Here is a 14,662-nt window from a genome sequence, read left to right as displayed (position 1 = left end):
TATGGTAATTTCTAGGAAAGTTCAGATCAGGTTAAATGTCCTGTTGATAACCGCTGTAATAGTAGCTATTGCCGTTTTTTCTATGTACGAAATGGGTTATCTTGATGAACTTCTGACCGTTTTAGAAAAGGATAATCATATTTTTTACTGGATGCTTTTGGTGGGTGTTTTGGCTGAAATTGTTGCCGGATCAATGGGAATGGGATATGGCGTGATTTGTACGACAACGCTTTTATTTCTGAATATTCCGCCGCATATTGTGAGTGCAAGTATTCATTCTGCCGAAAGTTTTACAACGGCCGCGGGAAGTATTAGTCATTTTAAATTGAAGAATATAAGTGTAAGTTTGGTTAAAAAATTAGCCATTCCCGCGATTATCGGAGCTGTAATCGGAGCTTTAAGTCTAACCTATGTTGGTGAATATTATTCAAAAATTACAAAAACGGTTATCGCTTTTTATACTTTATACCTCGGAATTCAAATCTTGTCAAATGCTTTTAAACCTAAACAAAATAAAGCTTTAAAAAGAAAAACCAACTTAACAAGATTAGGATTAATCGGAGGTTTTATCGATTCTTTTGCCGGTGGAGGTTGGGGGCCTCTGGTTACCGGAACTTTAATTAAAAATGCGTTTACGCCAAGGTTTGCCGTGGGAAGTTCCACAGTTGCTAAATTTATTTTAACCATAACCGCAGCAGTCACTTTCTTTTTTACATTAGGAATTCAACATTGGAATATTATTTTAGGTCTTTTGATCGGCGGAATTATCACAGCACCATTTTCAGCGATGCTTACTGCAAAACTTCCGGTGAAAAAAATGTTTATTGTAATAGGAACTTTGGTGATTGTGATGAGTTGTATAACAATTTATAAATCTGTTTTCAGTTAAAAAACTGTTGATTGTGGAAAAATAAAATAGGTAAAAATGTATTTCAATTTTGAAAATACTTTACATTTACACCATAAAAAACAGAACATGAATTTACACGTTGTTGCGCTTTTTAAGTTGAACGAAAATTACTTAATGGATGCGGTAGAATTATTTCAAACTTTGGTAAGAGAAACCAGAAAAGAAGAGGGTTGTCTGCAGTATGATCTTGTTGAAGACAAAGACAATAAAGGAACTTTTTTAATGGTCGAATTATGGGAAAGCGAAGAACATTTGAACCGTCATAATGGCCAAGATCATCTTTTGGATTTCAGAAAAGATATTTCTAAAATGCTGGAAAGCTCAACTCAGGTATATAGAGGACGCAAGATTTTATAAGCGGGAAGTTTGAAGCAGGATGAGGGAAGTTTATAACGATTGAAAAAACTTCTAACCTCCATCTTCTGGCTCCTGACTTTAGTCATAAAATTTTAAAAGGCTGCTTACAATTTGTAGGCAGCCTTTTATTAGAAAAAATAGAAAGTATTAAAATTTAAGTTTTGAGAATGAATTGTAAATTAATTTGTCAAGTTTAAAAATTCACTATTGACAATTGACAATTCACTATTTCACAATCAGTTTCTTCGTTTCTGTGCTTCCTCCGAAAGTTATTTTTACAAGATAATTTCCTGCGGTAAGGTGAGAAAGATTCAAGTCTTGTTTGTAGAAACCTGTCTGATTCGTTAATTCTGCCGTGTATACTTTTTTTCCTGAAAGGTCGTATACTTCTACATTACCTTTATTATTCGCTTTTTCTTTAACATCGAATAAAACAGTAACATGTTTGTCAGCAGTTGTCGGGTTTGGATAGATTCCGAATGACGCTTTTTTATTAGCCATATCCGTAACTCCCAAAGTTGAAGTGATATTTTTGTATTTAAAATACATATTACCAGTAGATTGACCTCCGTTCGATACAAAATACATTCTGTAATAATCGCTTCCTTTTTTAATATAGTAAACTACATCGCTGAACACTCCAGAAACTGGCTTCCATGAATGACCGATGGATGTAATATTAGCAGAAAAAGCCGTAGAAGCCGGAGCCGTAAAAGTAGATGTTGCCTGAGTTTCTGGCTGTACTTTTGCAACTGTGATGCTCGGATTTTGGATAACTCCTGAAAGCGGATACATCATAATATTGTTATAGAAAGTGTAATACTTTGTAAACATCAGATCCCAAGCGGTTTTTGCAGGCTCAAGATTAGCTACTTTATCATTTGTTGTGAATGAGAAATAGTTGAAATAAGCATCATCCGTTCCATTTGCCAACGTTTTTGTTTGAGTAGCGTCCCAGGTTGTTCCGTTCCATTTAGAATATTTGAAAGTATAACCTCCAAAATAATCCTGAATAGCAAATTTTATGTACGTGTCATTTGGATATTTTAAAACAAATATAATTGTTCCCTCAATGTGGTGATTTGCCCCGTTGTATTGTCCCCATCCGTATGGAGCAGAGCCTTGTTCAAAAGCACCTTCCTGAATAGTTGTTGTCTGATCAGGGTTGTAAAGTGGCTCACCCCAAGTCGATACATTAGCAACATTAATATTATCCCAATCTGCAAGGTTGTTTGAAGCCTGATATACCAAAATATCTTTAGCATCATTAATTCTTGTTCCGAAATTCATTGCAGAATTTCTGTAAAAAGCAACATCCCATGAATTGGCAGGTTGAGAAACAATATTATTTCCGGGTAAACTAAAGAATACACGATTCTGGTATCCTGAACCCATAGAAAGATCTACCTGTGTATATCCGTTAGCATCTGTTTGAGCCAACACGGTTTGTTGAACAGAAAGAGCAAATAGAGAAGCTAAAAGTAGTTTTGTTTTCATAATATCTTAATGTTTATTTTTCATTATTTAGAATGATTCCACAAAACTATATAAATTATTTTTAACTGTTCTAAATAAAAACATGATATTTGTCGTGTTTGCTAATTATTAAATATGAAAAATCCTTTATTAATGAGCTTTAACAGCGTATTTTAATTTTTGTTCATAAAAAAAGCTGATCTATGAAATTCATAAATCAGCCATTTTAAATGTAAGTTAGTCTAATAAATCTTACTTTTTAATAAATTTTGATTTCACTACTGAACCTTCTGCAGTTTCAATAATGATATAGTAAACGCCTGTTTGAAGAGCGCTGATATCAAATGATTGTCCTTTCAATTTACCTTCAGCAACTTTTTGACTTCCAGCAGAATAGATTTGAACATTTTTAGGATCTTTTTTAGCTACAAACTGTAAAGCATTGTTTTCAGCGTTAACAGCGAATTTAATTTCTTCTTTAGATTTTGCAGCATCCGAAACAGCTAGAGTAGTAGTTGTATTATAAACTACGTTATCAATTTGCAATGCTGTGTGCGCAACCGTCGGAGTAAATTTAAAAACAATATAAGTAGAAGAAGATGCGGGAACCGATACAGATACATTCTGATACGTTTCGCTTGTTAATGAAATTGGCGCTCCTAGAGATACGAATGTTGTCATATCTGTTGGGCTTGATGCCAAACCTACTTCAAGAGTTCCGTTACCACCTGAACCTGTAGCTTTTGCAGCAACGAAAGTTAAAGTTTTGTTTCCTGTTGGAGCAACAATCTGTGGAGTGATCAAATAGGAAGGTAAACTTGTGTTGTTTCCAGAATATGCCTGAACAGCTTTATCAGTTCCTGCCGTAACGATCATCAATGGTCCTGGAGGAAATGGTAAAGGATTTGGAGCTAAAGATGCAGTCCACCCGTTTTGAGGAAAAGTAGTATTTCCTGCAGTAAACCCGTCAAAGTTCTCATTAATAGTAGCTACTTGTGCATTAGCTGTCATAGCCGTAAGCATTAAAGTTCCAAAAAGTAGTCTTAATTTCATAACGTTATCTTTATTTAGAATTATTCCACAAAAGTAATAAATTATTTTTAATTGTTCTAAATAAAGCCCTATATTTGTCGAAAATTTTGCATCTATGAAGAAGAAAGTGCTTTCTATACTGTCTTTATCCACTGTTTTTTGGATGAGCGCACAGGAAAAAGATTCTCTTAATCAGAAAAAAATAGAAGAAGTTGTCATTACCGGACAATACATGCAGCAATCTATTAATAAATCTATTTATAAAGTTGAGGTAATTGATGCTGAACAGATTAAAAACATGGCAGTTACAAACGCTGCAGAAGTTTTAAATCAAAATCTTAACATACTAATCGAGCCAAGTAGCGGAAGCGGAGATTCCAATGCTAGTATCATGGGACTTAGCGGCGCTTATACAAAAGTACTTATTGATAACATTCCGGTTGTAAACGATCGAGGAATGGGAAATCAGGTAGATCTTAGTAAAATCAATGTAAATAATATTGAACGCATCGAGATCGTGAAAGGTGCAATGGGTGTAGAATATGGAAATAACGCTGTTGCAGGTGTTATTAACATCATTACCAAGAAAAATTATTCTAAAAAATTCAATGCTACACTTTCTTTACAGGAAGAAACAATAGGAAAAGATTACGATTGGTTCAAAAAAGGAAATGGGCGCCATGTTCAATCATTAAACTTAGGATATAAATTATCCGAAAACTGGACCATCACAGCAGATATTAATCATAACGATTTTCAGGGATATAAAGGTAAATATAACGGCTACAAATATTTCACAGAAGGAAACGACGGAAATAGAGGTTATGAATGGTTACCAAAAGATCAAGTCACAGCCAACGCAGCGATCCGTTACGCTAAAAATAATACAACTTTCTATTATAAGGTCAACTATCTGAACGAAGAAGTAAATTTCTACAATCAATTAGTAGAAGATTTGCCTTTAGGTGAAGGAAATAGGACTTATATTTCTAAAGATAAAGATTACTTTACAAACAGATGGATTCATCAGTTTAATATTCAGACAAAATTAGGGTCAAGAATCAACTATAACGGAGATTTTTCGTATCAGACTCAAGAAAGAAAGTCTCAGGATTATATCTATGATGTCCCAAACAGACAGGAGATTTCCAGAGCAGACAAATCTACTTACTTTGATTCTAAAGTGCTTTATTCAAGAGGGATGTTCAGTAATTTCCTTGACAGCGATAAAATAAACTTTCAGGTTGGTTATGAATTAGACAGAACAAGTGGTTTTGCTAACAACTCGGTTTTTGCAGGGAATACAAATCTTGAAAATGTAAACAGAGCAATATTTAATTATGCAAATTTCGTTTCGGCAGAATGGAAAGTTAATAACTGGTTCTCATTACGTCCGGGAGTAAGATTAGCTTTAAGTGATAAATTCGACAGCCAATACAATTATTCATTAACAACAAGATTCAATACTACTGCAAATTCTGATCTTCGTGTTGTTTTCGGTTCTTCAAACAGATTTCCAACTTACGAGGAACTTTATACTTATGTTGTTGATAACAACCACGACATTAGAGGAAATGAAAACTTAAAGCCCGAAACAGGATATTCTCTAGGTGTATTCTGGGATTATAAAACGTCAACGGCAAATTCTTGGAATTTCAATTTCAGTGCATCGGGAATGTATCTTGATGTGAAAGACAGAATAGATGAAGTGATCATCAGCAACAGCCCGCTTAGATATACTTATTTAAATATTGATAAATACAGGTCTTTGTTGTTTGGAGGAGGAATTACTGCAAAAAAAGATCAATTATCTCTAAATGCAGGAGTTTCGGTAATGGGAATTTCTCAGGTTCTTAACGCCGGCGAAATTGTATCCCCAAATGATTATAATTTTTATACAGAAGCTAATTTATCAGCAAACTATACTTTAGCTCAAACAAAAACATTATTTGCTCTTTATTACAAATATACAGGGGTAAGAAAGCAATATGTTCAGGAAGTTTCGCCAAATCTTGCTGCTCCTCCGAAATTTATTTTAGGAGAAGTAGGAGATTTTAATACAATGAATTTCACTGTAACACAGCCGTTCTTCAAAGATCATTTAGAATTGAGCTTAGGGATTAAAAATATTTTTGATGTGTCAACTGTGAGAAATTCGGTGATCAGTGGCAGTGCACATAATGCAGCGGCAAATGATCAAAACCTTTTCTATGGAAGAAGTTATTTCGCACGATTAAATTATAATTTTTAAAAAGAATTAGAATGAAAAAAATACTATTTTGCCTTTTAGTTGGAGCTTCATTTGTTTCACAATCTTGTATCAATGATAATGAAAGTCCTATTTCAGTATCTCCAATTGAGGGAGCTATTGCTGATCCTACAGTAGGTGGTGCGACGCAGCCTAATCAGGTTTGGATTGATTTAAGTGAAATTGATCCGAGTACTAAAGGGCCCGTACAAAAATTAACGAAAAGAACAGATTGGGATCTTGCATTTTATTCGGGAAGCAGTTTCAAGGTAGTTTTGAATTCATCAATTATGATTGCTGCAGGAAAAATACCGAGTGCTACAGATATCGATCAGGTTACAGAAGCTAATGTAGCTACTTTAAAAACTCAGGTTCAGGTTGCAAATTTCAATCCTGCAAATGAAGTTTACATTGATAATGTTAAAGGTAATTTTCCTACAGATTATACAGCAATTGAAGATGTAAAAGCAGTCGATTCTGAAAATGCCATCTATTTGGTAAACATGGGAAAAGAAATTTTCACAGGTGCGGTTCCGGTAGGTTCGGTTTCAACAGGTGGTGACAGCAGAGGCTGGATGAAAGTTCAGGTTGTAAGAAACGGAGACGGTTACAAAGTGAAATATGCAGAAGTAGGAGCAACCACTCACAAGGAATTGATTATTGCAAAAAACGCAACATACAATTATAATTTTGTGAGTTTAAAGAATAATAAAGAAGTATTTATTCAGCCTGAAAAAAAGAAATGGGATATCTGTTTTACCGTATTTACTAACATTATTACAGGTGCGGGAAGTTATATTTATGCAGATTTTGTAACTCACAATAACGTTGGCGGAGTTGGAGCATATGAAGTAGTCGTTACTTCGGGTTCAGGCGTGGAAGCTTATAATAATTTTAAAGCTTCAAATATCGATCAGTCTAAATTTATCTATAACGATCAGAGAATAATCGGATCAAATTGGAGAAATCCAGTTGGTACAAACGGATTAGAAGTATATGGAGATCGTTTCTATGTTATTAAAGATACAGACGGGTATTACTTTAAATTGAGATTTACAAGATTAACCAATAGCACTACAGGTGAGCGTGGTTTCCCTCAATTCGAATACAAGCCTTTATAAAATAAATCAAATAATAGTATATCATGAAAAAATTCATTCTTGCAGCTTCTGTGCTTGTTGCAGTGTATTCTTGCAAAAAAGAAGAAGGTGCTAAAAAAGAAAATTCTACAGAAGTAAGTTCTGAAACTCCAAAATCTAATAATAAAATCGTTACTCTAAACGGAGGAATTACAGAAATTGTAAGCGCTCTGGGTCACGAAAAAGAAATCGTAGGAACAGACGTTACAAGTACATATCCTGAATCTTTGAAAGCTACAGCTAAAGATCTAGGCCACGTAAGATCAATGACGATCGAGCCGATTATGGCGGTATCTCCAACATTAATTTTAGGTTCTGATAAAGATATTAACCCGGATTTAATGGGTAAAATCAAGTCTTCTGGAATTAAAACTGAGGTTTTTAAACAAGAATTTACAGTTGACGGAACTAAAAAATTAATCGCTGAGGTTGCTAAAGCAATCGGTAACACAGATTATCAAAAATTAAATGATAAAATCGATGCTGATTTAAAACAAGTTCAGCCAATCGCTAAAAAACCAAAAGTATTGTTCATCTACGCAAGAGGAAATATGTTGATGGTTTCAGGTACAAAAACTCCAATGGATGCATTGATAGGTCTTGCAGGAGGTGAAAATGCGGTGAAAGATTTCGAAGATTTCAAACCATTAACTCCGGAAGCGGTTGTTAAAGCAAATCCGGACGTTTTATTCTTCTTCTCAAGCGGACTACAAGGTGCCGGAGGAAACGAAGGAGCATTGAAAATGCCGGGTGTTTCTCAAACAAACGCTGGTAAAAACAAAAAGATCATTGCTATGGATGGAGGCCTGGTTTCAGGTTTCGGACCAAGATTAGGAGAGGCTGCTGTTGGATTAAACAAATTATTAATTGAAAGCACAAAGTAAACTATACTTTTATCTTACTATAAGTGCCCTATTGCTGGTTATTCTGGCAATTGTGGCACTTTATATTGGTGTTTACGACTTCAATGGTGTTTCGCCATTTACGGTTTTAAGTCAGTTCATTAAAGGTGATCCAAACTTAGCATTAAGCGATAAATATGTGATCTGGGACGTGAGAGCATCCAGAATTATTATGGCGATCCTGGTAGGAAGCATGCTTGCTGTTTCGGGGACAACTTTGCAGGGATTGTTTAAAAATCCTTTGGCGACCGGTGAGGCAATCGGTTTAACTTCCGGAGCAACGTTACTTGCGGCAATTGCCATTGTTTTAGGAGGGCATTTCAAACAATATCTTCCTGAGATGGTACAATTTTCATTAGTAGGTATCTCAGCTTTTGTGGGAGCTTTATTAGCGATGATGTTGGTGTACAGGATTTCCACAAGTGCCGGAAAAACAAACGTTGTCATGATGTTGTTAAGCGGTGTTGCCATTACATCGATCGGATTTTCGATTACCGGATTTCTGATTTATATTTCAAAAGATGAACAGCTGAGAGATCTTACCTTTTGGAATATGGGAAGTCTCGCAGGAGCAACTTGGACTAAAAATATAGTTTTAACTGTAGTTTTAATTATTTCTTACACCATTTTGCTTCCAAAAGGGAAAGCTTTAAATGCAATGATGTTAGGTGAAAAAGATGCACAGCATTTAGGAATAAATGTAGAAAGACTGAAAAAGCAGATCGTAATTATCACTTCTTTAATGGTGGGAACATGTGTTGCGTTTTCAGGGACGATTGGGTTTGTAGGTCTTATTGTACCTTATATTTTAAGGCTTTTATTTAAATCGAATTATGTTTTCATTTTACCACTGTCAGCGGTTCTGGGAAGTATTTTACTGTTGATTGCCGATACATTCAGCAGAAGTATTGTTGCGCCATCAGAATTGCCGATTGGTATTTTAACTTCATTGATTGGAGGACCTATCTTTATTGCTATTTTAATTAAATTCAAAAAATCATTGTAATGATAAAGGCGCATCAAATCAGTTATAAACATAAAGAATTCCATATTTTGGATGGGGTTGATGTCTCTTTGGATTATGGCGAATTTTTAGCAATTGTCGGTCCGAACGGAGCCGGAAAATCAAGTTTATTGAGCGTTCTGGCGAATGAAGTGAAATCAAAACAAAAAATTGTATTTAAAGATAAAAACCTGAACGACTGGGAGGTAAGAGAACTTTCAAAACATAAGGCGAAATTTTCTCAACACAACAGCAACGATATTACCCTTGAGGTAAAAGATGTCGTTATGATGGGAAGATATCCATATTTTGATGCTCAGCCAAGACAGGAAGACATAGACGCTACCAACGACAGAATGCATGAAACCGAAGTTTTTCATCTAAAAGACAGAGAATACAATACTTTGTCAGGTGGTGAGAAACAGCGTGTACATCTTTCGAGAGTAATGGTGCAGTTGGAGAATGAGATCACTCATAAATTGGTTTTTCTTGATGAACCTTTGAATAATTTAGATGTAAAACATCAATACAAAGCATTAGAAATCATTAAAAACTTTACTAAAAATACCAATTCTGCGATTGTTGTTTTGCATGATTTAAATCTTGCGGCTCAGTTTGCAGACAAAATATTATTAATGAAATCTGGAAGGGTAGCAGCATACGGAACACCGCAAGAAGTTTTCACTGCTGAAAATATAAGTGAAGCATACAATTTTCCGTGTACTATTTGCGAACACCCGATTACAAATAACCCAATGATCATTTTTGGATAACCATGGAGAAAGATGAACTGAAAATTCTGGCTCAAAATCTTGCCAATCCGCAGGGAGAAAAAGGTAAAGAGATCGGCGAAATGATGAATGCCACAAACATCAGCATGACATTAGAAAGTATCAAAACGCTTTTAATAGAAGACGATGAACACATTCTTGAAATAGGCCACGGAAATGCCGGACACCTGAAAAGTATTTTGAATGTTGCCAATAATTTAAAATATACAGGAATCGATATTTCTGAAACGATGCAGAATGAAGCTAAAGCTTTAAATAAAGAATTTAAAGATCAGGCCGATTTTATATTGTACGAAGGAAAAAAGCTTCCTTTTGAAGATGAGGTTTTCGATAAGATATTTACCGTAAACACCGTCTATTTTTGGGAAGAACCTGTTGATTTTTTAAATGAAATTTACAGAGTTTTAAAAGATAAAGGAACTTTTGTTCTCACTTTCGGACAAAGAGATTTCATGGAGAAACTGCCTTTCACACAATTTAATTTTACATTGTATAATACGGATGAAATGGAAGAAACAGTCTCAAAAAGTCATTTTAAAAGAATGAAAATCTCTGAAAAAGAAGAAGAAGTGAAAAGCAAAACAGGAAACGAAACAATAACAAGAAATTATACAGTTTTAACCATAAAAAAATAAAATAATGAGCACATTAGTAAACGATCTAAAAGCAAAATGGGACGCTCTAAAAGCTGAAAACCCGCATTTAAGAATAAGAAATGCTGCTGTAGAGCTGGGCGTAAGCGAAGCTGAATTATTAGCAACAAACATTGGCGAAGGCGTAACCGTTTTGAAGCCGGAATTTAAAGATATTTTAACGGAAGCAGAAAAATTAGGAAAAGTAATGGCTCTTACGCGTAACGACGAGTGCGTTCATGAGAGAAAAGGGACTTATCTTAATGGAGATTTCAGCAGTCCTCATGCTCAACTTTTTGTAGGAGAAGATATCGATTTAAGAATTTTCTTAAATCACTGGAAATTCGCTTTCGGAGTGGTAGAAGGTGATAAAAAAAGTCTTCAGTTCTTCGGAAAAGACGGATTGGCTTTACACAAAATCTATTTGACAAAAGACAGCAACGCAGAAGCTTTCGATGCTATTGTTGAAAAATTTAAAGCTGAAGATCAAACTCAGGCTTTCGAATTTGAAGTTGTTGCTCCCAAAGCTGAAGAAAAAGCTGATTCTGAAATTGATGTTGAAGGTTTCCAAAAATCTTGGACTGAATTAAAAGATACTCACGATTTCTTCATGATGACAAGAAAATTCGGAGTAAGCAGAACGCAGGCTTTGAGATTGGCTCCAGAAGGTTTTGCTAAAAAAATCGACACAGCTAAAGTAGTTAACGTTCTTGAAGATGCTTCTGAAAAAGGTCTTCCGATCATGATTTTCGTTGGAAACAGAGGAATTATCCAGATCCACACGGGAGAAGTGAAGAAAACACTTTGGCACCAACAGTGGTTCAATGTAATGGATCCTGATTTCAATTTACACCTTGATGTAACGAAAATTACAGAAGCTTGGATCGTTAAAAAACCAACTGAAGACGGTGAAGTAACGGCAATTGAGGTCTTCAATAAAGAAGGCGATTTTATCGTTCAGTTCTTCGGAAAAAGAAAACCCGGAATTCCTGAGTTACAAGAGTGGAAAGACCTTGTAGCAGAATTAGAAAAATAATAATTAGATGATTTTATAAGGCCGTTTTGAAATTTTCAAGGCGGCTTTTTGTTTCATTTAAACACAATTAACACAAATATTTCCTCACAAATCACACTAATTTTTAAAGTTATATTTAATATTATTTGTGATATTTGTGAAAACAATTCGTGACATTAGTGTTTAAAAAATTCATTAAAATTAAATAAAAATGAAAAATATTTTCATAGCTATATTATTGATAAGTTTCAGTGTTATCAATGCTCAGAGCTTCAAAGCCTATCAATTTTATGATCAAAAAGGAAAAGAGATCAAGACAGAAAAATTAGTCAAAGAATTAGCTGAATATGATGTTGTTTTCTTTGGTGAAAATCATAACAGTTCGATCAATCATTGGCTTCAATTAAAGATTACAGAAGCCTTATATAAACAGAAAAGCGGTCAGCTTATTTTAGGTGCTGAGATGTTTGAAAGAGATAATCAATCTCAATTAAACCAATATTTAAGCGGTAAATTTGATGCTAAAACATTGAAAGATTCAGCGCGTTTATGGAATAATTATGCAACAGATTACAAACCGTTGGTGGATTTCGCAAAAGATAAAAAACTGAATTTTATCGCAACAAATATTCCGAGAAGATATGCTTCTCAGACTTCAAAAGAAGGCTTGGAATCGTTAAATAATCTGACCGCAAAAGAGAAAACTTACATCGCTCAATTGCCGATCAAAGTAACGTTGGATACTCCGGGTTACCCAGAAATGAAAAAAATGATGGGCGATCATGCAGAAGAAATGAAGGTGATGAATTTTATCTCTGCACAAGCAACAAAAGATGCAACAATGGCTGAATCTATCTTGAAAAATATTCAGTCCGGAAAGACTTTTATTCATTACAACGGAAATTATCACAGCAAAGAATTTGGCGGAATTTATTGGTACATCAAACAGAAAAATCCAAACCTGAAAATGGCGGTAATCTCTGTTTTTGAATCCGAAGATCCTGAGTTGAAAGTTCCTGAGAAAGATTATATTCCAACGAATTTTAATCTGATTATTCCGAGTGATATGACGAAAACTTTTTAAGGTTTAGACTTTATAATAAAAGGCTTCGGCTCCGCTCAGCCTGACAATACTATCCGTTATATTATCCGCTGTCAGACTGAGCGGAGTCGAAGCCTTCATATTTAAATCACAATCTTTATCTTTGTACAACATCCATCAAAAATGAAAAAACTATCCTTTCTATTCATACTTTTCATTGGTTTAATTAATGCTCAAAAATTAACTTCAAACGAAATTTCTATCATTAATGAAGGTGATAAAAATTCTGCGTTGCCAATTTATCAAACCACTGATGAAAATCAACATAAAACTTTGCTAAGCCTTTCATCAGAAATTGATCCTAAAGATCCAAACACCGCAATTTTGGTTAAAAGAATGAAAGAATCACTGCTTTCAACAGACGGCGGAGTAGGAATTGCCGCACCACAAGTCGGAATTAACCGAAAAGTAATTTGGGTGCAACGTTTTGATAAAGAAAGAGAACCGTTAGAATATTTCCTTAATCCCGTAATTGTCTGGAGATCAGAATTACAGAATCTTGGCCCTGAAGGTGATTTATCGATCCCAGAATTTAGAGATCAGTTTTACAGAAGCAAAGTGATTCAGTTAGAATATGTTGATCTGAAAGGTCAAAAATACTCAGAAATTGTGGAAGGTTTTACAGCAGTGATTTTCCAGCATGAAATTGACCATCTTTTTGGAATTTTAATCTCAGATAAGAAAGAAAAAGAGAAAAATAATTCTTATAAACCGGTTGATGCTTATAAGAAAAGTGATTCTATGACGAGATAATGATTATATTTCTTATTTCAAATTTCGTGATTTAATTTCCTTTTCAAGCTCTTTGCTTTCATTTTGGTTTTTTACAATGAAGTAAACGAAAAGTAATGGCAAGAATGTCACGAATCCAAAACCGTTTTTAATGAAGCTATAAATTACAATTCCTATTAATACACCAATAATTACAGCATTTATTATATTGCTGGATTTTAGTTGTTTCTTTTTTGCTAATAATTCCTGATCACTTAATTGAGCAAATTCATTTTCTTTCATTTATCTAAATGTTTAATTGTTTTGGGTTATTTGTTTTTAAATTTTTCGCTTAAAAAGCTCCCTAAAATTAATTCTTTTCCACAGAACAACAATTTTTATTTTCTTCTTTTGTATTTAAAAACAAAAAAAATCTGCTTCGAGAAGAAACAGATTTAATTTATAATGTAAGAAATTGATCTTAGTTATTCGTCACCGAAAGTTTTACTTCGATATTATTTCTTGTAGCATTAGAATAAGGGCAAATTTCATGAGCCTTTTCAGTAAGAGATTGTGCTTCTTCAATAGAAACTTCAGGAATATTTATATCCAATTCCATTGCAAGACCGAACCCTCCGTTTTCCAATTGCCCGATACTAACCTGAGCTGTAACAGAAGTTTCGCCCGTTTTTGTTTTTGATAAACTGATGACTCTGTTTAAAGCACTGTCAAAACACGCTGAATATCCTGCAGCGAAAAGCATTTCTGGATTCGCGAAATCTTCATTAGCTCCACCAAGCGCTTTAGGCATTCTTACTTCAAGATCAAGAACTCCGTTTTCACTTTTTACCTGTCCGTTTCTGCCACCTTTAGCAGTAACTTTTGTTGTATATAATGTTTTCATTTATTTTTCTATTTTGCTTAATATTTTTTGGATGGTATCTTTAAGCTGAATGAGATCTTCGGGCTCAATACCAATTTTTTGTTGAATCTTTTTTGGAATTTCACATGCTTTTTGCTGCAGTTGTTTTCCGACTTCGGTTAAGAATGCTTCAACCACTCTTTCGTCCTCTTTTTTTCTTTTTCTTACGATAAATCCTTTAGCTTCCAGCCTTTTAAGAAGAGGAGTTAAAGTACCACTGTCGAGAAATAATTTATCCCCGATATGGCTTACGGTAAGTCCATCATTCTCCCAAAGCACCATCATTACAAGGTATTGAGAGTAGGTGATATCCAGCTCATCAAGAAAAGGTCTGTACAATCCGGTGATTTCTTTTGCAATCACATACAAAGGAAAACAGATTTGGTTTTCCAGTTTTAGCTGTTTTAAATTTTCCATAAGAT

The 14,662-nt window shown here is 34.4% G+C and carries 16 protein-coding genes; 11 read left to right on the top strand and 5 right to left on the bottom strand.

What is annotated here, in order from left to right:
* Position 1: 1 nt before the first annotated feature.
* Both AC1Q7L_RS17780 and AC1Q7L_RS17775 read left to right on the top strand, forming a co-directional pair.
* Complete coding sequence (locus AC1Q7L_RS17780) at positions 2-889, top strand: sulfite exporter TauE/SafE family protein (RefSeq protein WP_492307091.1); 888 nt, start codon at positions 2-4, stop codon at positions 887-889.
* Between the two features lie 87 nt (positions 890-976).
* Positions 977-1,267 carry a putative quinol monooxygenase gene (locus AC1Q7L_RS17775; protein ID WP_410693513.1) on the top strand — a complete coding sequence of 97 codons (291 nt, stop codon included), beginning with the start codon at positions 977-979 and terminating at the stop codon, positions 1,265-1,267.
* A 225-nt stretch (positions 1,268-1,492) separates the two neighbouring features.
* Here AC1Q7L_RS17775 and AC1Q7L_RS17770 read toward each other — a convergent pair whose 3' ends face one another.
* Both AC1Q7L_RS17770 and AC1Q7L_RS17765 read right to left on the bottom strand, forming a co-directional pair.
* Positions 1,493-2,764, bottom strand: coding sequence for a T9SS type A sorting domain-containing protein (locus tag AC1Q7L_RS17770; protein ID WP_492307092.1), 1,272 nt, complete (start codon positions 2,762-2,764; stop codon positions 1,493-1,495).
* 231 nt (positions 2,765-2,995) lie between these two features.
* Positions 2,996-3,796, bottom strand: a complete 801-nt coding sequence (locus tag AC1Q7L_RS17765; RefSeq protein ID WP_492307093.1) for a choice-of-anchor J domain-containing protein — start codon at positions 3,794-3,796, stop codon at positions 2,996-2,998.
* Positions 3,797-3,890: 94 nt separating this feature from the next.
* On the opposite strand from AC1Q7L_RS17765, the gene AC1Q7L_RS17760 reads away from it, so the two are divergent.
* The 9 genes from AC1Q7L_RS17760 to AC1Q7L_RS17720 all read left to right on the top strand — a co-directional run bounded on the left by AC1Q7L_RS17760 (position 3,891) and on the right by AC1Q7L_RS17720 (position 13,360).
* Positions 3,891-6,026, top strand: a complete 2,136-nt coding sequence (locus AC1Q7L_RS17760) for a TonB-dependent receptor plug domain-containing protein (protein WP_492307094.1) — start codon at positions 3,891-3,893, stop codon at positions 6,024-6,026.
* An 11-nt stretch (positions 6,027-6,037) separates the two neighbouring features.
* Entirely contained in the window at positions 6,038-7,144 is a 1,107-nt protein-coding gene (locus AC1Q7L_RS17755; protein ID WP_492307095.1) for an HmuY family protein, read from the top strand.
* A gap of 23 nt (positions 7,145-7,167) precedes the next feature.
* Positions 7,168-8,046: a heme/hemin ABC transporter substrate-binding protein gene (locus AC1Q7L_RS17750; RefSeq protein WP_492307096.1), complete on the top strand. Its 879-nt coding sequence runs from the start codon at positions 7,168-7,170 to the stop codon at positions 8,044-8,046.
* Positions 8,030-9,070 carry a FecCD family ABC transporter permease gene (locus AC1Q7L_RS17745; RefSeq protein WP_066750645.1) on the top strand — a complete coding sequence of 347 codons (1,041 nt, stop codon included), beginning with the start codon at positions 8,030-8,032 and terminating at the stop codon, positions 9,068-9,070. Before AC1Q7L_RS17750 ends, AC1Q7L_RS17745 begins: the two co-directional genes overlap by 17 nt.
* Positions 9,070-9,840, top strand: a complete 771-nt coding sequence (locus AC1Q7L_RS17740; RefSeq protein ID WP_492307097.1) for a heme ABC transporter ATP-binding protein — start codon at positions 9,070-9,072, stop codon at positions 9,838-9,840. Before AC1Q7L_RS17745 ends, AC1Q7L_RS17740 begins: the two co-directional genes overlap by 1 nt.
* A gap of 2 nt (positions 9,841-9,842) precedes the next feature.
* Positions 9,843-10,493 (top strand): class I SAM-dependent methyltransferase, encoded by a 651-nt coding sequence (locus tag AC1Q7L_RS17735; protein WP_492307098.1) that lies wholly within the window; start codon positions 9,843-9,845, stop codon positions 10,491-10,493.
* A gap of 4 nt (positions 10,494-10,497) precedes the next feature.
* Complete coding sequence (locus AC1Q7L_RS17730; RefSeq protein ID WP_492307099.1) at positions 10,498-11,526, top strand: hemin-degrading factor; 1,029 nt, start codon at positions 10,498-10,500, stop codon at positions 11,524-11,526.
* A 190-nt stretch (positions 11,527-11,716) separates the two neighbouring features.
* Positions 11,717-12,589, top strand: a complete 873-nt coding sequence (locus tag AC1Q7L_RS17725; RefSeq protein ID WP_492307100.1) for a ChaN family lipoprotein — start codon at positions 11,717-11,719, stop codon at positions 12,587-12,589.
* Between the two features lie 141 nt (positions 12,590-12,730).
* Positions 12,731-13,360 (top strand): peptide deformylase, encoded by a 630-nt coding sequence (locus AC1Q7L_RS17720; RefSeq protein WP_492307101.1) that lies wholly within the window; start codon positions 12,731-12,733, stop codon positions 13,358-13,360.
* Between the two features lie 12 nt (positions 13,361-13,372).
* On the opposite strand, the gene AC1Q7L_RS17715 is transcribed toward AC1Q7L_RS17720, so the two are convergent.
* The 3 genes from AC1Q7L_RS17715 to AC1Q7L_RS17705 form a co-directional block, all read right to left on the bottom strand.
* The gene (locus AC1Q7L_RS17715) at positions 13,373-13,621 is read right to left on the bottom strand and encodes an FUSC family protein (protein ID WP_492307102.1); all 249 of its coding nucleotides are present in this window, start codon (positions 13,619-13,621) and stop codon (positions 13,373-13,375) included.
* A gap of 178 nt (positions 13,622-13,799) precedes the next feature.
* Entirely contained in the window at positions 13,800-14,222 is a 423-nt protein-coding gene (locus AC1Q7L_RS17710) for an organic hydroperoxide resistance protein (RefSeq protein WP_492307103.1), read from the bottom strand.
* Entirely contained in the window at positions 14,223-14,657 is a 435-nt protein-coding gene (locus AC1Q7L_RS17705) for a MarR family winged helix-turn-helix transcriptional regulator (protein WP_066750616.1), read from the bottom strand.
* Positions 14,658-14,662 lie beyond the last annotated feature (5 nt).

The sequence above is a fragment of the Chryseobacterium sp. GW823-FHT05E08 genome, from assembly GCF_058795655.1.
This window is presented reverse-complemented; position numbering and strand designations above follow the sequence as displayed.